We start from the raw sequence: 20469 nt of genomic DNA, 5'->3' as shown, positions 1-20469 counted from the left end.
ACCATCCATTACATGAGTAGTAACGACAAGACTGCCGTGATCAAACTAATTCCACCGAACGTCAAGACGATACGCCATTCTGACCAACCGACCATTTCGAAATGGTGATGGATCGGGCTCATTTTAAAGATTCGCTTTCCCGTCGTCTTGAACGAGAGCACTTGCAAGATGACGCTGAGCGTCTCGATGACGAAGATGATCCCGACAAAGACGAGCAAGAGCTCAAGCTTGAGCATGAGGGCGAGACCGGCGACCGCACCGCCGAGAGCGAGCGACCCCGTGTCACCCATGAAGATTTTCGCCGGGTATTTATTGAAAATCAGGAAGCCGAGCAAGGCGCCGACGACACTGAAGGCGAACCAAGCGATTCCGGCTTCGTCTTGCCCGAGGGCATAGATGCCGAAGAAGGCGAACGTCGGGATGGCCGAGAACGAGACGAGACCGTCGAGACCGTCCGTCAAGTTGACCGCGTTCGAGAAGCCGACGAGCCAGAAGATGACGATAGCGACATAGAGCCAACCCGTATCAAACGCGATCGAGGTGAACGGGATTTGAATGGTCGTGTCGAGCTCCCCACCGAGTGAGAGAAACCAGACGAACAGGACGGAGACGACGATTTGACCAATCAATTTCTGGAGCGACGTTAACCCGAGGTTGCGTTTGTTGACGACTTTGATGTAGTCGTCAAGGAACCCGATCACTCCGAAAGCGAGTGTCACGAACAAGAGCGTGCCGAAGCCGGCGACGGCTTCACCGAAAAGGACCGAGACGAGAAATCCGATAATGAGGGCGAGTAAGATGACAATACCGCCCATCGTCGGGGTCCCTGATTTCTTTTGATGCCAATCCGGACCCTCGTCACGGATTTCTTGGCCGAATTTTAATTGACGCAGTGCCGGGATGGCCCGTGGCATGACGATTAATACGGTCAATAATGAACTGATTAAGACGATTAAACTGATTAACATGTTCGTACCTCACTACTCTCTTTATTGAACCAAGCGCTCAAGCGCCAGTCCTCGCGATGCTTTTAACAATATCACAGTCTGGGGGCGTTGATAACTGCCGAGAAGCACTTTCGCTTCCTCGACGGTCGGCACCGTTGTCACGTTCACACGTGGGTCGGTGATGCCGTTTGCAATCCATTTCGCCTTGTCTCCGATGAGCATACAGTCCGTGACCGGTGCCGTGATGACGCGGCCGACACTTTCGTGTTGCGTGACTTCATCTGCGCCAAGTTCATACATGTCCCCGAGGACGAGGACACGTCGCGAGAACCCTTCAAGCGTCTTCATCGTCTCGATGGCGGCGATCATCGAGGTCGGGCTGGCGTTATAGGCGTCATTGATCAAATGGGCATCGCCGAACATCCGTTTCTCCATCCGCATCGACGTCAACTGGACCCGGTCGAGACCGCGTTGAATCGTGTCGTGTCCCAAACCGAACTTGAGACCGCACGCGATCGCATAGGCGGCGTTGCGGATTTGATGGGCGCCAAGTACTTTCAATTCATATAATTCATTGTTATAACGGAAAATCGAGGCGTCAAACGTTGCCTCCACGACCTCGAGTTTGCCGTCAGCGGTCGCCTCATAGCCGACGCGGTACCCGCCCGCTTCACTGAGGAGCGGTTCATCGGCATCGACAATCAAGACGCCATCCGGTTTCAGACCGGCTTTAATCTCGAGCTTCGCCTTGGCGATTCCCTCGCGGCCCCCGACTTGTTCGCCGTGCGACTCTCCGATATTTGTGACGAAAGCGATATCCGGTCTAGCGAGCTTCGATAACAACTCGATTTGTCCGAACCCGTTCATCCCCATCTCGAGGACGGCGACTTCTGTGTCGCGCGGCATCCTGAGCACGGTGAGCGGCAAACCGACATCCGAGTTGAAATTGCCCGCCGTCTTGTGTGTCTTGAACGTCTCACTGAGCACGACGGCGATCATGTCTTTCGTCGACGTCTTGCCGTTCGACCCGGTGATGGCGACGACTTTCGGGTTAATCTCCGCCAAATAGCGGGCTGCCGCCTCTTGGAGCGCCTGAAGTGGCGAGGCGACCGGAATGGCGATAATTCCGTCCGGAGACGGCCGGTCTTGATCCCAAAACGTCACGATTGCGCCTTGTTTGACGGCAGCCTCGATATAATCGTGTCCATCGACACGCGCCCCGACAATCGGAACGAACAAGCCGTCGGCGTTGTCATCTCGCGAGTCTGTCGCGACGTGGCGTACCTCACGCGTATCGTCTGTCTCCATCCCGAACCAAGACGCGAGTGTTTGAATCGTCAATTGTTCCATAACCATTTCCTCCTGTGACAAAGGAAAAGAGAGCCGAGGCCCTCTTCATCCCTTTGCGTTAGTTCGACGGTGACTGGAGCTTCACTTTTAACGTCGCCCCGGTGTTGACGGGCTTGCCTTTCCCAATCGACTGGGACGAGACGAAGCCGGTACCGTCTATTTCTAAATTCAATTGATAAAGCGTCGCCAACCGTTTCACATCACGGAGCGACCAGCCTTTCAAGACCGGCATCGTGAACGACTCATCCGTCTTCAACAGCAAGCGCTCGCCGGCGACGTACGGTTGACCCTCGACCGGACTTTGCGCGATGACCGTTTCGCCGCTGCCGAGGGATACCGGCGTGAATGCCGCCGCCTTGGCTGCCTTTACCGCCTCGTCACGACCTTGCCCGACGAATGATACCGTCGTCTTCGTCGAGGCATCATTCGATTTCGCTTGTTTGTCCGGCTCGACGCTCCGATAACGGAGGGCGACGTCCATCACATCTTTGAATAACGGTGCCATGATACGAGGTCCCGTTGTCGACGAGTCACTATTCGGCCGATCGACGGCGATATACATGACGAGTTCCGGGTCGTCTTCCGGCGCCATGCCAACGAACGAATGAATATATTGTCCGCTCAAGTACTTCCCATTCTCCGCGATTTGCGCGGTCCCGGTTTTCCCGATGACGCGGTAGTTGTCGAGGGCGTACAATTGCCCCGTTCCGACGTCGCTGTTGACGACGCCGTCAAGCGCTTCCCGTGTCTGTTTTGCTGATTCGGCCGTAATCGGTTGCCCGACGACTTTCGGATTCGTCGTCCGAATCGTCTCGCCCGTCTCGCGGTTTACGACTTTTTTAATGACGTGAGGTTGCTTCATCGTCCCATCAGTCGCGATGGCCGACGTCGCTTGCAAGATTTGCATCGGCGTGACGGCCGTCGATTGGCCCCAGGCCGTGATCAAGACGTTGAGCGGGCTCTCGAAATCATACTGGCTATTGACCTCGCCTGGCAAGTCCACACCTGTACGCTGGTCGAACTTGAACGCTTTGAAATAATCTTCGTAGCGGCTAAGCCCGAGCCGTTCGTTCGCTAGAATCGAGAACGCGACGTTCGACGAGTGCCAGACGCCTTCTACCATAGGAATCGTACCCCATCCGGTAATGTTGTAATCATTGAATACGGTCTTGCCATACTTATATGAACCCGACTTGTACAGTTCGTTCGGGTTATAGACGCCTTCATTGATGGCGGCGGCCAACGTGAAGATTTTCATCGTCGACCCCGGCTCGAAGCGGGACGATACGGAGAAGTTGCTGTAAGAGCTGATTTCGCGCGTGTTCGGATCGAACGACGGACGGTCCGACAAGGCGATGATTTCGCCGGTCTTCGGATCCATGATGATTGCCGTCGCATTCTTCGGTTTATACGTTTTATACAGTTCTTCCATCTTCGTATCGAGCAACTGTTGAATACGGTGATCGATCGTCAGTTGGACGTCCGCCCCATCTTCCGGGTCGACCTTCAATTGCTCGTCGCTCGAGACGAGTTGACGGCCGGCCAAATCTTTTTCGAATCGGTACAGCCCGTACGACTCGCTTAAGACGTCATTGAGTGACTTTTCAATCCCAAGCTCTCCGACGAGTTCAATGCGCCCATTCTGATCAATTTTTTGGGCATAACCGACGACGCTTGATGCGAACACTTTGTTCGGATAATAGCGTTTCGGTTCTTCGACGAACGTGATTCCAGAGATCTCGAACGTTTCAATCTCTTCCTTTTGCTCGACTGTTAAATCACGACCTGGTACACCGAACTCGATTTGCCCGCGGTCTTTGTTTTGTTCAAGCCGCTTCAAAATATCGCCTTCCGTCATCGGAATAACGGTTGCGAGTTGTTTCGCAGCTTCGGGAAACGCATCGGGCATGAGCGTCTTGTTTTCGACCCGCTTACCGCCGAGCTTCAACACGGCCACGACGCGATATGATGGGATGTTGATGGCGATTGGTTGTCCGAACCGATCAAAAATCTCCCCTCGTTCCGCTTTTAACGTACTGACCGCTTTCCAGCGTTCTTCCTCGGCGAAAGCGAGCATGTTTTCCCCTTTGTACGTCTGGAAGACGGACAAGTAGAAGAACCAGCCGACAAAAAACAAAAAGAGTGGTGTGAAGCAAACGATCGCCACCCACGCCACTCTTTTTTTACTCTGTTGTAGAGAAGTCATCAGTCAATCACCTTGACGTTGTTCTCATTGAATTGCATACCGAGCTTTTCAGCAATCGCATAGATTCTCTCGGGTGAGCTTAGTTGGGCGATTTCATACTTCAGTTCTTCATTTTCTTTCGCGATCGTGTTCGTCTCTTGTGTGATCAGAGCCGTATCGCGCATGATATTGTACGCTTCATTATGTTTCGATACCGTGATGCCACCGAACAAGACAACTGAACAAATCATGGTCGGGTACAGGATGGATTCGAACAAGGTCAACGTACGTCGTTTTGGAACGGGTATTGGTCTTTCTTGCGGAATCGGGTTGCGATTCGGCGTAATATGAGGCTGCAGAGCCTTGCGAGCAGCTTCTGGCATCAGATATCCCTCCTACGTACAGTCTATTTTTGTTTTTCTGCGACCCGAAGCTTGGCAGAACGGGCACGGCGGTTGTCTTCGAGTTCAACGTCCCCGGCCGTGATCGGCTTGCGCGTAATCAACTTCAGTTCAGGTTCGAACTCTTTCGGGATGACCGGCAATCCTGGTGGTAACGGTGGGTGCTGGCTTCTCTCTTTAAAGACTTGCTTACAAATTCGATCTTCTAACGAGTGGAACGTGATGACACAAATCCGTCCACCGATGGCGAGCAGATCGATCGCGTCTTGGACGGCACGGTCGAACACGTTCAATTCATCGTTGACGGCAATACGGATCGCCTGGAACGTTCGTTTCGCAGGGTGACCGCCTTTTCGTCGAGCCGGTGCCGGAATCGCGTCTTTGATCAACTCGACGAGTTCAAACGTCGTCTCAATTGGTTTGACGGTACGGGCTTGCTCGATTTTGCGGGCGATTTGTTTCGAGAATTTCTCTTCCCCGTATGTAAAGAAGATGCGGGCAAGGTCCCCGAACGGCCATTCATTGACGACATGGTAAGCCGACAGCTCACGCGAACGGTCCATGCGCATATCGAGCGGCGCGTCGTAATTGTAGCTAAAGCCACGTTCGGCCTCATCGAGCTGCGGCGACGACACTCCGAGGTCAAACAATACCCCGTCGACCTGGGTGATTCCCCGTGCCAACAGTTCATCTTTCAAGTGGACGAAGTTGCTTTTAATGAACGTAACCCGGTCCTCATATGGAGCCAACCGCTCACTCGCGTGCTTGAGCGCGACGTCATCTTGGTCGAAGGCGTACAGATGGCCTGTCGTCAACCGCTTGACGATCTCTTCGCTGTGACCGGCTCCTCCTAACGTACAATCGACATAAATCCCGTCTGGCTTAATATTCAATCCCTCAATGGACTCCATTTTTAAAACCGTCTCATGCTCAAACATACAAAAACCCTCTCAACCTACATTTTTCAACTATTTTATTACGTTTACTTTATCATAAAAATGTCAAGCGCCGCATAGGTTTTTAGTGAAAAGAGGAAACAAAAAGGTAACAAACAAAAAATGGTTCCCACAAATTTATGGGAACCATCTCCATCAAGCTCATATCGGTTACAATTTGACCAAACATCGCTCGAAATCGGCTTGTTCATAAGACCGGCGTAAGCGCTCGAACAAGTCGAGACCGTGACGGTTCAACAACGGGACCATCGACCAGATTCGTTCTTGCGGCGCATCCATCGGTAAGAGCCTTGTCGACAGATGAATGCGCCGACTGTTCAACCGGTATTGGTCACGTTTCGCTTCGGCCCGCATTTCATCGGCGAGCCGATCGAGCACATGGCGCGCCTTGGCGTCAAATCGATGTCCGTGCTTCCCGGCCTCGCGACCGAGCGCTTCCGTGAGCGTTCGGTAGGCGTAAAGACTCTGGTCGAACGCCTCGTCATCGAACGTATGGTCCGGCAACGGGTTCGTCAAGTAATCGACGAGCGTCACGCCTTCTTGGGCGAGCTTCTTCTCGTCGTTCGCCGAGACGAGGACGGCCCCGAGACGCGGAATGAGGAGCGGCATCTTCCAACCAAAGAGATGGAACAGCGGACGCAATTGGAGCCAGTAGGCGATTTCCCCCGGACCAGCGATATAGGCGAGCGTCGGGAACAGGTAATCTTGCATGAGCGGACGCGACACGACGTTGTTCGAGAACCGTTCCGGGTGCTCGTCGACTTGTTGGATCAGCTCGGCCTCGGTGAACCGATGACCACGTTTCGTCGTGAACACCCCGTCTTGTTTCGTCAACAATTCGCGCGTCCCGTCGTGATAGAACAGATGGGCCGCGTCCCGGTTCAAGTCGACGTGCGGCATGCCATCCTCGAACGCATCCCGCAATGCCGTGTTCAGGCGATCGTGTTCACGAATCAACCGCTTGAATGCATCGCGCTCGAGCGCCCGCACTTCCGGCTGGTGCGGGTCAAACAGGATGAAATCTTCGCCGACGAACCGGCGCATCATCCGTCCGAAAAACGCAGCGAACGAATGGCTCGCCTGGAGCACGGCGACGAGCTCATGATAAAGTGTCATCGTGTATGGCGTCTCCGTCTCTGACAACAGCAGCCGCTGCAACATTTGCACGAGCTCGATTTTCAGACGATCGAATTCCAGCTCCCCGACCGACGCCTTTCCGGCAAGCGGGACCGTCGATAGCGCCTCTTTACGCAATTGACGCGACAACGGCTGGCTCACGAACACGTGGTTGATTTCCGCATAGTCGTGATCCTCGGTCGCCATCCAAAAGATCGGGATGACCGGTTTGTTCAGTTTCGCTTCTGCCTGTTTGGCTTTTTTGATCACGGTCAACAGTTTATACACTGCGAACAACGGACCACCGAATACCCCGACTTGTTGTCCGGTCACCATCGTCAACGCCTCGCCTCGAGCCAACGCGTCGAGCTTTGATTCGAGCGCGGGAGACATCGGACCGTGGACGGTTTGTTGGTCTCGCAATATAGTTACAAGCGCGGGCAAATGCGGGAACGAACGTCCGGTCAGTTCGTCAGCCCTCGCCTCGACTTCGTCCATCCCTTTGTAGTCCAGCCATTTCGAATAGCCTGTCTCCACCTGCATCATCGGAGACGACGGGGCGTACATGGCGTCTAGCGACTCTATCCTCACGTATAACGACTTCCTTTCAAACGATTAATACATCATCTCTCGTGCGATGCCGATCGTAAACAAGACGATGTGGGCCGGGACGAGCAACAAAAACAATAGGCGCCACCCATGCACGAACATCTTCGAATAGACGACATCCTCATGACGAACCCGCTGCCAAATGGCGTTGGCGGGGAAGATGGCGGCACAGACGGCAAGGAGCAACCAAAACACATCGACCCCGACAATCGCCTCGAGCAGAACCGCACATGCATAAAACCAAAGAATCACGCCGGCATCACAGACGAGTTTGAACGTATTAACCGATTTCGGCATAATTTTTCTAAGTATCATATACACCATAAACCAAATGACGAGTGGAAATGAAACGATATACACTAGCACGATACGCTCGCTCCTAAAATTAATTTTTGTAGGATGGGAATGACGGTCAACGTGATGCCTCGCTCGTCGGCCCGTTTCAACAGCGGGGTCAAGATGGCGTCGACCTCGGTCTGGCGCCCGGCCTCGATGTCACGCAACATGGATGAACGGTTATGGGCCGTCTTGGCAATGATGGTCTCGATATATGTATACGGCACGTCACGATCAAACAATGTGGACAGCTCCGCATAGACGGCTTCGGCGAGGTCACGGCAAGGCGGCGAAGCGACCGCACCGTTTTCGACACGACAAAGCGCCGTGATTGGATTGATGATCGCATTCGCGAATAGTTTCTCGGTGACGACTTGCTCGATATCCGCTTCCCAGACGACATCGAGTGGAGATGCGTTGAACGACATCGCCTCGAGCGAGTCGAGGCTGCCAATCCGAATGCGTCCGAGCCCGGTATGGTGAAGCCGGTCGCCCTCTCGACTCACGCCATGTTCGACGACACCGAGATGAAACCCGCGCTTCCGTGCATAGTCGAGATGGGCGATTCCGTTCGAACAGATGAATACGGGCACGTCGCCGGACAATCGTTCCGTCGCCGCCTCGACCTGATGTGCTTTCGTCGTCACGAAAAAGACGTCCGCTTCCGTCTCATGAAGTGTATGTACCGGTTTGAGCGGGACCGTAACCGTTCCCTTCGTCACACCGAATCGGTCGATTATGACGTCTCTCGCTTCGTTGCCTCGACCGTACAAGGTGACGTCATAGTCTTTCGCGAGTAACGATGCCATCAGCATGCCGACGGCTCCGTTTCCGATAATCCCAATTCGTTTAATCGGCTTCATTGGCCACCCCTCCACGTCTAGTCTGCACTGAAAAGTTTACCACAATCTGTTTCCACGACCCAAAAAATAAAAAGAAGCGGCCTCCGAGGAGACCGCTTCTTTTCGCATTATTTGCTTGTTACTTCTTTACCGTTGTAATGTCCGCAAGATTTGCAAACACGGTGTGAAAGTTTCATGTCGCCACAGTTCGGGCACTCGTTCATACCAGGTACGTTGAGTTTGAAGTGAGTACGACGAAGACGTTTGCGAGTTTTCGACGTTCTACGGAATGGTACTGCCATCGTTGTCCACCTCCTTGAAAAGTTAGCCGTCCTTATCCTCTTTTTTAGAGAACAAGTCAGCGAGCCCCGCGAGGCGCGGGTCAATTTTTGGTTGGTCGTCCGGCTGCTCGTCAATGACGGACCAGCCTTCCCCTTCAACCTGAGTTTTGTCTGTTTCGTTCCCGAAGACTTGCATCGGGACGTCTAACATGATGAGCTCTCTTACGATCGGTCGCAGATCAATCGTATTTCCTTCTGGCAAATTGACATCATCGAATTGCTCCGTATAACGCCCATTCTCCAAAAAGAAAGGCTCGAGCGATTCAATATCGAATTCATAGATGACATCGTCCAACGTACGCGCATCTGGCAACGTCAGGTCACCATGAATCTTCAGATTGAATGTAACTTGATTAGATGTGAACGACGCATCCCCGTGCACATGCACCGGGCGAATCGAACGGATATCCGGATGGAGCTGAGTAAGCTCTGGTAGTTCGACCATCTCATCGATGGCAAAACTGTCACCCTGGTTTCGTAGCTTAAGTAGCTGTGCAATAGACCACTTCATCCGAATCACCTCAATTGCAACAATATGAATTATAGATAGGCCAACTTGTTTTGTCAATGTTTTTTCTTTACACTAAAATCAGTTGACGACGGCGCTTTGCCAAAGCGTACTTATCCATCTTACACCAATCCAATCGACAATGCAAAGGAGTAATTTTATGCGAAAAACGGCCATCATCGCTGAGTACAACCCGTTCCATAACGGACATCTCCACCAGGCGGAACGTGCCCGGATTGAAACCGATGCCGACGCCGTCATCGCAATCATGAGTGCCCAGTTCACGCAACGCGGGGAGCCCGCGGCATTCGACAAATGGAGCCGCGCGAAAGTGGCTGTCCAAACTGGCGCGATCGACCTCGTCATCGAACTTCCAACCTGTTACGGGGTTCAACGCGCCGACCGGTTCGCGAGCGCCGCGGTCAGCATTGCCGAACGTATGCGATGCCAATCGCTCTCGTTCGGGAGTGAGAGCGGCGATATCACGGCCGTGAAACGGGCCGCAGCCGCCAACATCGAAGCGACGCCGGCCTATCAGACAGCTATAAAAGAAGCGTTGGACAATGGACGTTCATCCGCCAAGGCGTCGAGCGAGGCGTTCGGGTCCCTCTATCCCGACTTTGATTTGACGCTCCCGAACAATATTCTCGCCTATCACTATGCGAAAGCAGCGAAGACGATTGAGCTCCATACGATCCGTCGTCTCGGGGCCGGATACCATGACCCGAGCGTCTCAGACGTCATGTCGGCCACTGGAGTGCGCGCCCACTACTTGGAAGCAGGTACGGTCCGGGCCGTGCCAGACGCCACAAGAACGCTGTTTCAGGACGTGACGATGGCACATTGGTCCTTATATTGGCCCGTCTTGCAATACAAGTTGCGGACTACCCCGAAAGACGTACTTGAACAACTCGTCGGCATCGACAGTTCGTTATCGCCGCGCTTGATTCAAGCCGGGCTCGAACCGACGTTCGAGCAAGCGCTCGGCCGATTATTGACGAGACGTTACACTCGGACCGCCATTCAACGGGCCCTCGTCTCCGTCCTCCTCCATTGGCGACATGACGAGTTGCCGGAACGGTTCGATGAGGTCCCTTACGTCCGCCCGCTCGCGTTCAACGCGATCGGACAAGATGTGTTGAAAGGCATAAAAAAAGACGTACCGCTCATGAGCAAGTACCATCCCGATCTTGCGTTCGAGGCTCGAGTGACCGAGGCGTATCGCCTTCCTCTCGGAAATCGGTCACTCGTCGAACACGTACAAACCCCTCAATTCATTGACTCCAAATAATCGATGGCTTCCTCGACCGTCTTGACCGAAACGACGTTGATGTCACTGTCTAGGCGGTCGAGTGATTCCATCGCCTCGTCGTAGTTCGACCCGGCCGGCACGAAGAACACGGATGCCCCAGCCTCGTCCGCGGCGACGATCTTTTGCCACGCTCCGCCGATTGGACCGACGTTCCCCTTCTCATCGACCGTGCCGGTACCAGCGATCACAGCCCCACCTGTCAAATCGCCCGGCGTCAACTGATCAAAAATTTCGAGCGTGAACATAAGACCGGCCGACGGTCCGCCGACGTTCGTCAGTTCGAACGAGACGTCCGGGTCCGTGCGCACGTCCTGGATTGGCAGCGGTTCATAAATCCCGAGTCCGACCCGGTCGCCGGTCCGGTCGAGCGGCTGGATGAGCATATCGACCTCAAGCTCGCGCTCGTCCCGCTCGAGCGTGACGGACACTTCATCGCCCGCTTCAAACGATGCGACGCGTTCTACAAAGTCGAGGCGCGACGCGAACGATTGGCCATCGAGCGCGGTGATGACGTCACCTGGTTTCAAGATGTTCGCTGCAAGCGACCCGGCAATCGGGGCAGAGACGTACATGCCGTCGAATGTCACCGTCACGTCGGCATCGGCCAACTCGTAGGCGTATTGAATCGCCGCCTGTTGCGACGATGACATCAACAGCTCTTGTCTGCGTTCGTAGTCCGCCTCACTTTCCCCATCATATAAATAGCGACTGGCCGGGCTGGCATCGGTGAACGGCGTGAACCAACTGCCGACGAGCCAAAGCGGAGTCGCCCGACGTTGCGAGATGGTCACCATCTGTAGCTCGCCGGGTTCTTTGTCCCCGCCTTCGACCGTCATGAATTCTTCAATCGTCGTTGCTTCCCCCGGGTAGGTGATGTAATACGGGAGCGGCACAAACAAGAAAATCAAGACGGCCAGGAGCAACCCGAAGCCGATTTTGAGCGACTTCATTGCCCTTGGCTCACTTTATACTTTTGACGCAAGGCGTGCTCGACTTGTTCAGGGACGAGTTCAGCGACGGACGCCCCGTATTTGGCGACTTCTTTCACGATTGACGAGCTTAGGAACGAATATTGGCTGTTTGTCATCATAAAGAGCGTCTCCACGTTCTCATTCAACTTTTTATTGATGGATGCGATTTGAAGTTCATATTCGAAATCAGAGACGGCCCGCAGCCCACGGACGATCGTTGCCGCCTCACGCTTCGCTGCATATTCGACGAGCAATCCCCCAAACGCGTCGGCGGTGACGTTCGGCAAATGGGTCGTCACTTCACGGATGAGCGACAAACGCTCTTCTACATTAAACAATGGTGCCTTGCTCGAATTTTCGAGCACGGCGACGATGACTTCGTCGAAGATGGCTGCTGCCCGCTCGATGATATCTAAATGACCGTTCGTAATCGGGTCAAAGCTCCCCGGGCAAATCGCGATACGTTTTGACATGTTCTCACTCCTCGGTCGCCGCATACTCATAGAAGCTGATCGTGATCACGTCCGAGTAGCGCTGCACCTTGATTTTTTCCAACTGCCCGACCTGATGCGGTAACGTCACATCGCTGCCATGTTCGCAGACGACGACCCCGTTGTCCGTCAATAGTCGGTTCGACTCAATGATGTGTAAAAACGGCACATGTTCTTCCGCATGATATGGGGGATCCATAAAAATCAATTTAAACGGCTGTCCTTTTAAGACGAGTTGGTCGAGGACCGACCGGGCGTCTTGTTGCAACACCGTCGCTTTGGACTCATAGTGTGTCGTCTTCAAATTGTCTCTGACCGTCTGGATCGCCTTTCGTTGCTTGTCGACGAACACGGCATGGTCACATCCCCGTGACAACGCCTCAATCCCTAACCCACCGCTCCCGGCGTATAGGTCAAGCGCATCTCCCCCGGCGAAATAAGGGCCGATGATGTTGAATAATGATTCTTTCACTTTATCTGTCGTCGGTCGTGTCGCCGACCCCGGGACCGCCTTGAGTCGGGTCCCTTTTCGTTCTCCTGAAATCACTCGCATCTCCGTTCTCCTTCACCACAAAAGATGAAGGCGGTGCCGCCTTCATCTTTTGTGTTATTTCTGCTTCGATTCGTACGTCTCCGCGACGAACGGCCGCTCACTGCGGACGACCGCTTCGACGAACGGCAACGCGCTCACTTGTTCGAGAATCGCCTCATGTCCATCGAGGTCGGTATACAAGAAGGCGTACTTCTCCCGCTTTGACACGTAATACAGGTTCGCATAGCGACGCAACGCCTTCACTTGCTTCAATGATTGGACGTAGACGACGAACCCGATTCGACCATTCAACTCAAACGTCTCAGATGGCACATCCACAGCTTCCGCCTCCACAACTTCCTCCGCCTGAACATCCGCCTTCGTCGAAGAACGGGTTTCCGGTCGGGACTTTGATTTTTGGAGAAACCGAGAAGGCCAACAGCTCACTCACTTCCCCGAGCAGTTTATCTAAACTGCGTTCCGCTTTTTTAAATGCGGCCACTTCTGGCTGGACATCGAGACGCCGTTTGACGAGATGCATCTCTTTTTTAATGCGATCGTGGTCCGGGTGATGTTTCCCGAACCGCTGTACGTACTCGTAATCTTCTTTCATCCGCAAGAACTCACGTTCCACGAGGCGCGCTTCCTCCGATTGGGCTCGCGCTTGTTTCGTGGCGATATATGTTTGGAACGACTCGCTCGCTTCGATCAAATCGGCTAACGATTCCGTTTGATCGAGCAGGGCAATCGTCTGTTCAGTAATAATCATGGCTTTCACCCTTTCTGCCATGATTTTAACACATTTGATTCCCTCTGTAAGCAATCGGCTTTATAATTGAACATGACTGTCAAGCGTCCAACCAGAAAGGAAGTGAACAGGTGCGCACGTGCACCTCGCTATGAAAAAAGTCTCCTTTAACATGATTCGTTCGGCCGGCATCAAAACCGACTATGCGAAACCTGAATATTATTACGACCAGCTCGATAAAGTAAGAGCGGCCGACCTCGTCTTGTTCCCCGAATATTGGATGGTCAACTCAATTATCTACGGACTGAATAAACCGATTTTCCCGTCGCCGGCCACCTACCACCTCGGGCATGACAAAATCGAGATGACGCGCGCCTTTAAAGCGACATTCCCGCACCGCATCCCGAAGACACTCATCTATGGGAAGAACCCGTATACGATTGAACGTGTCCTCGAGGAGTTTGAATATCCTTTCGTCGCCAAGACGGCTAAATCATCGATGGGACAAGGCGTTTGGCTCATCAAGCATGAACAGGACTGGATCGAGTACGTCGACAAGCACGAGACGTTCTACGTCCAGCAATACATCCCGAACGACCGCGACCTGCGGATCATCGTCATCGGTGAAGAAGTCGTCGGCTCCTACTGGCGTGTCAGCGAGGCGTTCTTGAACAATGTCGCCCAAGGCGCCCACTTCTCATATGAGGATATCCCGGAAAACGTCGTCGCGGAAGTGCTCGACATCGCGAAGACGCTTCACATCAATCACGCGGCGTTTGACGTCATCGTCGTGGAAGATGAATTTTATATTTTAGAGTTCAATGTCTTCTTCGGTTCAGAAGGACTCATGCCGCTCGGGGTGAGACTGCCCGACAAAATCGCCCATTACCTTGACACCCGCGCTTGAAGCGTTCATCTTTTTTTCACAATTTGAACACACGTTATTCCAAGAACGTTTTCGGATATGATATGATGACATATGAGGTTTATTAGGGAAAAGGGGGATTATGATGAAATTTGAGCAGTTCCACATCGAGGGAAAAGAGATCCGCTTCGGTTTGCTCGAGACGATCATGGATCATCATCATTTCATCCGTGAAGGCGCTTGGGACTATGAGCGTGCAACGTATGACATGAAGTACGAGAAGCAATCGACAGGCGAAACGTTCTACCTTCGCTTACCGGTATATGCGATCGAAGGCCAAATCGAGGACCGTCATGCGGTCGTTAAAATGTTGACACCGATTCTCGGAAAACATTACTACCCGCACGGCGTCGAGTATGACGAAGAGTTCCCGCAAGAAATCGTCCGTGATTGCGAGCGTCGTCTAGCCGCACTTGCTGAGACACTTGAAGTAAAACCCCTTGCATAAGCAGAGGGCACTGAAAAACTTCAACTGATTTTGGACAGAGGAGCGTCGTCCCGTTTGGGATGACGCTCCTCTGTTTTCCTTAGCAAATGGGTTTTCTTGTGCCCGCTCAACAAAAATGGAGAACCTGGCCGAGGTTCTCCATTTTTATACTCCGATGACGTTAAGCGTTACATCGACTTGTCCGAGCAACAAGTCGAACTGGTCGCGTACATAGCGATATAAGCGTTCAGCCTCGACGAGCGAGACGGGTGCAATGATTTGATAATCGTATCGCGCTTTCGATAGAGACACGATTTTTACTTCACGCAATCCGAATTCAATCGCGCTGCAGGCAATCAAATTCTCGATCGCCCGTTCGGCAATCGTCACATCCCCGTAAGAATAATCATTGCCGATGACAGCCATCGTATCATTCATCTTCTTCACTCCTTTTCTGCCGCGAGTACTAACACGTCATCCATAATGGTTTCGATGTCGACTGGTTTCTCTCCTGCCGTCGCCATCTGGGCGACCGCGCGGACATCATGCTCGCGGTCGATGATGTACATCGTCGTCGCATGTGTGACGAGGCCGCTGTTCGCTTTCGAATAATAGAACTGAAGCTGACGTGTGATGCGGTCGATATCGGCCTTGTCTCCGGTCAACATCTTCCAGCCCGTCGGTTCGGCTTGGAACGCCGCCCCATAGTTCTCAAGAACCGGAACGGTGTCGACTTCAGGGTCGACCGTGATGGCAACGAGCTCAACGTCCGTCCCGTATAGACCGTTCGCCTTCAGCTCTTGCTCGAGCTTCATGAAGTCACGCAACGTGAGCGGGCAGATGTCCGGACAATTCGTATAGAAGAACGTGACAATTTTGACTTTGCCGTTATCCGAATCGTATGACTGACCGTCGAGTGCGTTCGTCAACGTGAACGGGGTCGGTTCTTGGATGACGGGCAAGTCCTCTTCTTTAAAGAAAAAGAAGTACGAGGCCACGCCAATCGCCACCAACATGGCGACCGTCAATCCGACCGTCATATAGCTATTCCGTTTCATCCTTTCCCCCCTCTCGATTCACCCGCCGATAATGGCACGGAAGACGTTCGTCGTCTCACCTGGGTCATAGGCGACGTACAGGAGGACATATACCATTACACCTGTAATTGCCGTGAAGAACCAGACGACCGAAGCTTTCGGGCCGATTTTCCGGTGTTTCTCGACTTTATTCTTATAGCCGAGGTAAAGCGTAATCAAGCCGAGGACCCCGCCTGTCGTCGCAAGCAAGATATGGAAGATCATGAACGCCAAATAGTATGGCTTCACTGAATCTGGGCCTCCAAAGGCAGTATTTCCGACAAAGATTGTGCGCGATACGTAAAGGATGAAGAATGTTGTCGCGGCAATCGCGGCGGCCGTCATGACTTTTTTATGTTTGTCGACGTTGCGGCGATCACGTGCGATAATCGTCCATCCGATCGCGACTAAAACAGCACTGATGACAATGAATGTCACGCTGATCAAGGCAAGATAGTTCATCGTAGTTTCCCCTTTGACTTCATTCAATTTTTCTCTTTTGGTTCATGCGGTGTGAACGACATGCCTTCATCAAGTGCAAGCGATTTTGTCCGGCGTACCCAGCCGAAGAACGTCCAACCGAAGAAGAAACCATAGACGACTTCTTGACCGAGCTTCATCAACACCCCGCCGAAACGTTGGTCTTCAAGGGCGCTGTTCGTCGCAGCCATGAGCGCGTTCAAATCAAGGCCGGATACATCTCCGTTCGGCATACAGTACCCGAGCACTGTCGCGAACGTCTCCGCGTCCGTATAGGCGTCATACAAGATGCCTTGGCTGAAGATGATGAACGCACATGCCGGCGTCAAGAGCACACCATTCGCAATAATATACACCATCCGCTTCAAATCAGACATGCCTTCCTCTTCATCCGAGAGGAACGGTGCGATGACCGGATACCACATCGTCAAACTGAAGACGACGAGAGCGCCGTGGAACACTTTATGCACACCATAATTCGTCAACACATAATCAAAGATGAACGGCATATGGTAGAACGTGAATAGTGCATTGAACAAAACGAGTGCAATCAAAGGTTTTGTCATAAATTTGAGCGTCGGCCCAATCACCTTATAGCTAAATAATTTTTCAAACACCCAATACGGCATCCCGTACACGACGAGCGCCGGTGCGAGCACATAGACGAGCACCATCTGTAACATATGCACCGAGAAAATGATGTGCGCGAGCACATCGACCGGACTGCCGAAACCGATGTAATACAATAAAATGGCGGATAACATGCTAAACTTTTGCAGCAACGTGGTCGACTCGTATCCTCGCTTCGCCATCTTCTCTGTGACGACCGCATAGAGGACGTACAACCCTACCATCAACAATCCGAACCATGGACTCCAAAGCGTCGTCCAATCGAACTGTGTGAGTAGCTCTGATGTGTTCCAGAGCATCCCTTCACCCCTTTTCTTTCTCTCCCAAACCGATGAAACCGTTCACTTCAAGATTACTATTCCTTTATTTTTGAAGTAAAGCAAAAAGGACTGAATCATCTATGTTTCCACAGATGTTCAATCCTTTGTCACATTTACCAAATGAGCAAACGAAGGGCCGCGACCGTGATGATGGCGACGAAGATGCCAAGCCACATCATTCCGACGATCCACGTGTTGCCTCGGTTGTTCATATGCATGAAAATGTAGAGCTGCAAGAACACTTGAATGATGGCAAGGATGATCAAGAAGCCACCTGCCGCCCACACCGGCATAAGGTCAGCGTATACAGCTCCAAACGCGATGAATGTGAGCAAGATCATCATCGCGAAGCTAATCAACTGAAGTTGATACTCGCGTCGCGATTCAGCTTTTACTTCGAGTTCTAACTGCTTGTGCGATTCGTTCATTGGTTGTTTTTCCATGTTAGCTCACCATCCCTAAGAGGTAGACGATTGAGAAGATGAAAACCCATACGACGTCGATAAAGTGCCAGTACAGGCTCGACACATAGAACTTCGGTGCATTGTACACATCGATCGGACGGTTCCAGTTGCGAATCAACAGCGTCGTGATCCAAAGGAGACCGAATGTGACGTGCGCGCCGTGGAATCCGACGAGCGTGTAGAACGCCGATCCGAACGCGCTCGATGTGAACGTGTGACCGATGTGGTAGTAGTGGATGAACTCATAAATCTCTGCTCCAAGGAAACCTGCCCCGAGAAGCAGCGTGACGATCAACCAAAACTTCATACGGCCTGGGTTGTTCGCTTTCATGTTCATCATGGCGAGAACACTTGTGAGCGAACTTGTGAGGAGGAGCATCGTCATCAAGAAGACGAGCCCCATCTCAAAGATATTGTACGAACGAAGTTCCTCTGGCGCACCAGAGTTCAGTAGACCAACGTACGTTCCGAATAGCGAGGCGAAGAGAACAGTCTCTCCACCGAGGAAGAACCAGAAGGCCACATATTTATTTTTCCCTTCCAGCGTGGCTTTCTCTGGATTGGCCGGAATACCGGTCACCGGGTGTTTTTCGACTGCATGTGCCATTTATTGGTCTCCTTTCTCACGAATCGCTTTCAAATCCGCTTCAATCTGTGATTTTGGAATGTAGAAACCGTGGTCGTCGATCCATGAACGGAGGAACATCGACACGAATGTGATGAGTAATCCAATCACGATGAGTGACCAACCGACAACCGTGTTATCCATTTGGAAGATCGCTCCAAGCCCGGCGATGAAAAGACCGAGTGACATGAAGAACGGAATGAGCGAGTTGTTCGGCATGTGGATGTCTGCGACTGGTTCAGCTACAGAGACCCGTTTGTTGCCCGCCATTTTTTCGAGCCAGAACGTATCGAGACCTTTGACGAGCGGTGTTTGTGCAAAGTTGTATTCTGGTGTCGGTACAGGAAGCGTCCACTCGAGTGTACGTCCATCTTCCCAATGGTCTGGCTTGACGCGTTGTTTCGACAAGAATGCCTTGACGACAGCGACGAGCAAGATGATTGTCGACACACCCATAAAGAAGGCACCGATCGTCGACAGTAAGTTCATCGTCTCAAACCCTTGGTTCGGAAGGTATGTGAAGACGCGGCGTGGCATCCCGAACAATCCGAGGAAGTGTTGCGGGAAGAACGTCAAGTGGAACCCGATGAAGAACAACCAGAACTGCCAGTAGCCAAGCTTCTCAGAGAGCGCTTTGCCGAACATGAGTGGGAACCAGTAGTAAAGTCCTGCGAATAGACCATAGACAACCCCACCTACGATAACGTAGTGGAAATGAGCGACAACGAAGTAACTATCGTGATACTGATAGTCGGCCGGTGCGACCGAAAGCATGACCCCTGTCATCCCCCCGACGAGGAACGATGGAATGAATGCGACCGAGTAGAGCATCGCGACGTTGAACTTGATTTGTCCGCCCCATAGCGTGAACAGCCAGTTGAAGATCTTGACTCCTGTCGGCACGGCGATGGCCATTGTCGCGACAGCGAAGATCGAGTTGGCGACCGGTCCGAGACCGACCGTGAACATGTGGTGGACCCAAACCATGAATCCAAGGAAACCGATGAGCATCGTTGCGAAGACCATCGTTGTGTAACCGAACAGACGTTTACGAGCGAATGTCGGAATAATTTCCGAGAAAATACCGAACGCCGGGAGGATCAAAATATATACTTCCGGGTGTCCGAAAATCCAGAAAAGGTGTTCCCAGATGACGACATTACCGCCGGCTGCCGGATCAAAGTAGACGGCACCGAACAAGCGCTCGAACATCAACATGAACAAGCCGACTGTGAGCGGCGGGAACGCGAAGACGATCAACGCCGAAGCGACGAACGTCGTCCACGTGAAGAGCGGCATCCGCATGAGTTTCATGCCTGGTGCACGCATGTTCAAGATCGTGACGAGGAAGTTAATCCCGGCCATGAGTGAACCGAAACCTGAGATTTGAAGACCGAGGGCATAGAAATCGACCCCTGATGCTTCCGGTTGTGTCGAGAGCGGCGCGTAAGCCGTCCACCCTGCGTTCGGTGCGGCGCCGAAGAACCAGCTAAGGTTCAACATGAGACCACCGAAGAAGAACAACCAAAATCCGAGTGAGTTAATGAACGGGAACGCGACGTCGCGTGCCCCGATTTGAAGCGGTACGACGGCGTTCATGAATCCGAAGAGCATCGGCATGGCCGCTAGGAAGATCATCGTCGTCCCGTGCATCGTGATCAATTGGTTGAACGTTTCGCCGCTGACGAAGTCGTTCATCGGGCGAACGAGTTGCCACCGAATAAGTAACGCTTCAATTCCACCGAGAAGGAGGAAGAAGATTCCTGAGAACAAATACAAAATACCGATTTTTTTGTGGTCAACCGTCGTAACCCAATCCATGATGCCATTGTATTTACGCGGTTGCTGCATAGCAGTGGTCTGTGCCACGTGAAATC

Annotated in this window: 25 protein-coding genes; 3 read left to right on the top strand and 22 right to left on the bottom strand. The window is 52.6% G+C overall.

Features of this window, described 5'->3' with window-relative positions; all coding sequences use genetic code 11:
- Positions 1–8 precede the first annotated feature (8 nt).
- The 10 genes from mraY to DPV68_RS03680 form a co-directional block, all read right to left on the bottom strand.
- Positions 9–968, bottom strand: coding sequence for a phospho-N-acetylmuramoyl-pentapeptide-transferase (mraY, locus tag DPV68_RS03725; protein ID WP_114165475.1), 960 nt, complete (start codon positions 966–968; stop codon positions 9–11).
- A gap of 21 nt (positions 969–989) precedes the next feature.
- On the bottom strand, positions 990–2297 hold the full coding sequence (locus tag DPV68_RS03720) for a UDP-N-acetylmuramoyl-tripeptide--D-alanyl-D-alanine ligase (RefSeq protein ID WP_232819484.1): 1308 nt from the start codon (positions 2295–2297) through the stop codon (positions 990–992).
- A 58-nt stretch (positions 2298–2355) separates the two neighbouring features.
- Positions 2356–4464 carry a penicillin-binding transpeptidase domain-containing protein gene (locus DPV68_RS03715; protein WP_232819483.1) on the bottom strand — a complete coding sequence of 703 codons (2109 nt, stop codon included), beginning with the start codon at positions 4462–4464 and terminating at the stop codon, positions 2356–2358.
- Positions 4465–4502: 38 nt separating this feature from the next.
- Complete coding sequence (gene ftsL, locus DPV68_RS03710; RefSeq protein WP_232819482.1) at positions 4503–4865, bottom strand: cell division protein FtsL; 363 nt, start codon at positions 4863–4865, stop codon at positions 4503–4505.
- A 23-nt stretch (positions 4866–4888) separates the two neighbouring features.
- Complete coding sequence (gene rsmH, locus DPV68_RS03705; protein ID WP_114165473.1) at positions 4889–5821, bottom strand: 16S rRNA (cytosine(1402)-N(4))-methyltransferase RsmH; 933 nt, start codon at positions 5819–5821, stop codon at positions 4889–4891.
- A gap of 168 nt (positions 5822–5989) precedes the next feature.
- Positions 5990–7546 carry a bacillithiol biosynthesis cysteine-adding enzyme BshC gene (gene bshC, locus DPV68_RS03700; RefSeq protein ID WP_232819481.1) on the bottom strand — a complete coding sequence of 519 codons (1557 nt, stop codon included), beginning with the start codon at positions 7544–7546 and terminating at the stop codon, positions 5990–5992.
- A 24-nt stretch (positions 7547–7570) separates the two neighbouring features.
- The gene (locus DPV68_RS03695) at positions 7571–7924 is read right to left on the bottom strand and encodes a DUF3397 domain-containing protein (protein ID WP_255418297.1); all 354 of its coding nucleotides are present in this window, start codon (positions 7922–7924) and stop codon (positions 7571–7573) included.
- On the bottom strand, positions 7924–8763 hold the full coding sequence (locus DPV68_RS03690) for a 2-dehydropantoate 2-reductase (protein WP_114165471.1): 840 nt from the start codon (positions 8761–8763) through the stop codon (positions 7924–7926). The genes DPV68_RS03695 and DPV68_RS03690 overlap by 1 nt, the downstream gene beginning before the upstream one ends.
- Positions 8764–8870: 107 nt before the next feature.
- A complete protein-coding gene (gene rpmF, locus DPV68_RS03685) occupies positions 8871–9044 on the bottom strand; it encodes a 50S ribosomal protein L32 (RefSeq protein ID WP_081338944.1) in 174 nt (57 codons plus the stop codon).
- Between the two features lie 22 nt (positions 9045–9066).
- Positions 9067–9594: a YceD family protein gene (locus DPV68_RS03680; RefSeq protein WP_114165470.1), complete on the bottom strand. Its 528-nt coding sequence runs from the start codon at positions 9592–9594 to the stop codon at positions 9067–9069.
- A gap of 157 nt (positions 9595–9751) precedes the next feature.
- Between DPV68_RS03680 and DPV68_RS03675 the strand changes: the two genes are divergently transcribed.
- Positions 9752–10882 (top strand): tRNA(Met) cytidine acetate ligase, encoded by a 1131-nt coding sequence (locus DPV68_RS03675; RefSeq protein ID WP_198662235.1) that lies wholly within the window; start codon positions 9752–9754, stop codon positions 10880–10882.
- Here the strand turns inward: DPV68_RS03675 and DPV68_RS03670 are convergent.
- Genes DPV68_RS03670 through DPV68_RS03650 form a run of 5 tightly spaced genes read right to left on the bottom strand, consistent with a single transcriptional unit; the run spans position 10861 to position 13687 of the window.
- Positions 10861–11853: a SepM family pheromone-processing serine protease gene (locus DPV68_RS03670; protein WP_114165468.1), complete on the bottom strand. Its 993-nt coding sequence runs from the start codon at positions 11851–11853 to the stop codon at positions 10861–10863. The two genes, DPV68_RS03675 and DPV68_RS03670, sit on opposite strands and share 22 nt — an antisense overlap.
- On the bottom strand, positions 11850–12347 hold the full coding sequence (gene coaD, locus DPV68_RS03665) for a pantetheine-phosphate adenylyltransferase (protein WP_034777061.1): 498 nt from the start codon (positions 12345–12347) through the stop codon (positions 11850–11852). The genes DPV68_RS03670 and coaD overlap by 4 nt, the downstream gene beginning before the upstream one ends.
- Positions 12348–12351: 4 nt before the next feature.
- Positions 12352–12918, bottom strand: a complete 567-nt coding sequence (gene rsmD / locus DPV68_RS03660) for a 16S rRNA (guanine(966)-N(2))-methyltransferase RsmD (RefSeq protein WP_114165467.1) — start codon at positions 12916–12918, stop codon at positions 12352–12354.
- Positions 12919–12972: 54 nt separating this feature from the next.
- The gene (locus DPV68_RS03655; protein WP_021067029.1) at positions 12973–13236 is read right to left on the bottom strand and encodes a DUF2129 domain-containing protein; all 264 of its coding nucleotides are present in this window, start codon (positions 13234–13236) and stop codon (positions 12973–12975) included.
- Positions 13220–13687 carry a YlbF/YmcA family competence regulator gene (locus tag DPV68_RS03650; protein ID WP_232819480.1) on the bottom strand — a complete coding sequence of 156 codons (468 nt, stop codon included), beginning with the start codon at positions 13685–13687 and terminating at the stop codon, positions 13220–13222. The genes DPV68_RS03655 and DPV68_RS03650 overlap by 17 nt, the downstream gene beginning before the upstream one ends.
- Before the next feature lie 109 nt (positions 13688–13796).
- On the opposite strand from DPV68_RS03650, the gene DPV68_RS03645 reads away from it, so the two are divergent.
- Together DPV68_RS03645 and DPV68_RS03640 are read left to right on the top strand one after the other, a co-directional pair.
- Complete coding sequence (locus DPV68_RS03645) at positions 13797–14552, top strand: ATP-grasp domain-containing protein (RefSeq protein ID WP_114165466.1); 756 nt, start codon at positions 13797–13799, stop codon at positions 14550–14552.
- Between the two features lie 103 nt (positions 14553–14655).
- Positions 14656–15018 (top strand): YugN family protein, encoded by a 363-nt coding sequence (locus tag DPV68_RS03640; RefSeq protein ID WP_114165465.1) that lies wholly within the window; start codon positions 14656–14658, stop codon positions 15016–15018.
- A gap of 144 nt (positions 15019–15162) precedes the next feature.
- On the opposite strand, the gene DPV68_RS03635 is transcribed toward DPV68_RS03640, so the two are convergent.
- The 7 genes from DPV68_RS03635 to ctaD form a co-directional block, all read right to left on the bottom strand.
- On the bottom strand, positions 15163–15435 hold the full coding sequence (locus DPV68_RS03635) for a hypothetical protein (protein ID WP_114165464.1): 273 nt from the start codon (positions 15433–15435) through the stop codon (positions 15163–15165).
- Positions 15436–15440: 5 nt separating this feature from the next.
- Complete coding sequence (locus DPV68_RS03630) at positions 15441–16055, bottom strand: SCO family protein (RefSeq protein WP_114165463.1); 615 nt, start codon at positions 16053–16055, stop codon at positions 15441–15443.
- 18 nt (positions 16056–16073) lie between these two features.
- The gene (locus DPV68_RS03625) at positions 16074–16535 is read right to left on the bottom strand and encodes a DUF420 domain-containing protein (protein WP_114165462.1); all 462 of its coding nucleotides are present in this window, start codon (positions 16533–16535) and stop codon (positions 16074–16076) included.
- A 23-nt stretch (positions 16536–16558) separates the two neighbouring features.
- Entirely contained in the window at positions 16559–17482 is a 924-nt protein-coding gene (locus DPV68_RS03620; RefSeq protein ID WP_114165461.1) for a cytochrome c oxidase assembly protein, read from the bottom strand.
- Between the two features lie 134 nt (positions 17483–17616).
- A complete protein-coding gene (locus tag DPV68_RS03615; RefSeq protein WP_114165460.1) occupies positions 17617–17946 on the bottom strand; it encodes a cytochrome C oxidase subunit IV family protein in 330 nt (109 codons plus the stop codon).
- Position 17947: 1 nt separating this feature from the next.
- Positions 17948–18574: a cytochrome (ubi)quinol oxidase subunit III gene (locus DPV68_RS03610; RefSeq protein WP_071399539.1), complete on the bottom strand. Its 627-nt coding sequence runs from the start codon at positions 18572–18574 to the stop codon at positions 17948–17950.
- Positions 18575–20443 (bottom strand): cytochrome c oxidase subunit I, encoded by a 1869-nt coding sequence (gene ctaD / locus DPV68_RS03605; RefSeq protein ID WP_114165459.1) that lies wholly within the window; start codon positions 20441–20443, stop codon positions 18575–18577.
- Positions 20444–20469 lie beyond the last annotated feature (26 nt).

This window comes from Exiguobacterium sp. TNDT2 (assembly GCF_003331145.1).
Classification (GTDB): domain Bacteria; phylum Bacillota; class Bacilli; order Exiguobacteriales; family Exiguobacteriaceae; genus Exiguobacterium.
Note: the sequence above shows the minus strand (reverse complement) of the source record. Positions and strands in the feature narration are given on the sequence as shown.

Coding starts and splice junctions, on each gene's coding strand:
- mraY (WP_114165475.1), bottom strand. CDS start 968: ATGTTAATCAGTTTAATCGTCTTAATCAGTTCATTATTGACCGTATTA.
- DPV68_RS03720 (WP_232819484.1), bottom strand. CDS start 2,297: ATGGAACAATTGACGATTCAAACACTCGCGTCTTGGTTCGGGATGGAG.
- ftsL (WP_232819482.1), bottom strand. CDS start 4,865: ATGCCAGAAGCTGCTCGCAAGGCTCTGCAGCCTCATATTACGCCGAAT.
- rsmH (WP_114165473.1), bottom strand. CDS start 5,821: ATGTTTGAGCATGAGACGGTTTTAAAAATGGAGTCCATTGAGGGATTG.
- DPV68_RS03690 (WP_114165471.1), bottom strand. CDS start 8,763: ATGAAGCCGATTAAACGAATTGGGATTATCGGAAACGGAGCCGTCGGC.
- rpmF (WP_081338944.1), bottom strand. CDS start 9,044: ATGGCAGTACCATTCCGTAGAACGTCGAAAACTCGCAAACGTCTTCGT.
- DPV68_RS03680 (WP_114165470.1), bottom strand. CDS start 9,594: ATGAAGTGGTCTATTGCACAGCTACTTAAGCTACGAAACCAGGGTGAC.
- DPV68_RS03675 (WP_198662235.1), top strand. CDS start 9,752: ATGCGAAAAACGGCCATCATCGCTGAGTACAACCCGTTCCATAACGGA.
- DPV68_RS03670 (WP_114165468.1), bottom strand. CDS start 11,853: ATGAAGTCGCTCAAAATCGGCTTCGGGTTGCTCCTGGCCGTCTTGATT.
- coaD (WP_034777061.1), bottom strand. CDS start 12,347: ATGTCAAAACGTATCGCGATTTGCCCGGGGAGCTTTGACCCGATTACG.
- rsmD (WP_114165467.1), bottom strand. CDS start 12,918: ATGCGAGTGATTTCAGGAGAACGAAAAGGGACCCGACTCAAGGCGGTC.
- DPV68_RS03650 (WP_232819480.1), bottom strand. CDS start 13,687: ATGGCAGAAAGGGTGAAAGCCATGATTATTACTGAACAGACGATTGCC.
- DPV68_RS03645 (WP_114165466.1), top strand. CDS start 13,797: ATGAAAAAAGTCTCCTTTAACATGATTCGTTCGGCCGGCATCAAAACC.
- DPV68_RS03640 (WP_114165465.1), top strand. CDS start 14,656: ATGAAATTTGAGCAGTTCCACATCGAGGGAAAAGAGATCCGCTTCGGT.
- DPV68_RS03635 (WP_114165464.1), bottom strand. CDS start 15,435: ATGAATGATACGATGGCTGTCATCGGCAATGATTATTCTTACGGGGAT.
- DPV68_RS03630 (WP_114165463.1), bottom strand. CDS start 16,055: ATGAAACGGAATAGCTATATGACGGTCGGATTGACGGTCGCCATGTTG.
- DPV68_RS03625 (WP_114165462.1), bottom strand. CDS start 16,535: ATGAACTATCTTGCCTTGATCAGCGTGACATTCATTGTCATCAGTGCT.
- DPV68_RS03620 (WP_114165461.1), bottom strand. CDS start 17,482: ATGCTCTGGAACACATCAGAGCTACTCACACAGTTCGATTGGACGACG.
- DPV68_RS03615 (WP_114165460.1), bottom strand. CDS start 17,946: ATGGAAAAACAACCAATGAACGAATCGCACAAGCAGTTAGAACTCGAA.
- DPV68_RS03610 (WP_071399539.1), bottom strand. CDS start 18,574: ATGGCACATGCAGTCGAAAAACACCCGGTGACCGGTATTCCGGCCAAT.
- ctaD (WP_114165459.1), bottom strand. CDS start 20,443: ATGCAGCAACCGCGTAAATACAATGGCATCATGGATTGGGTTACGACG.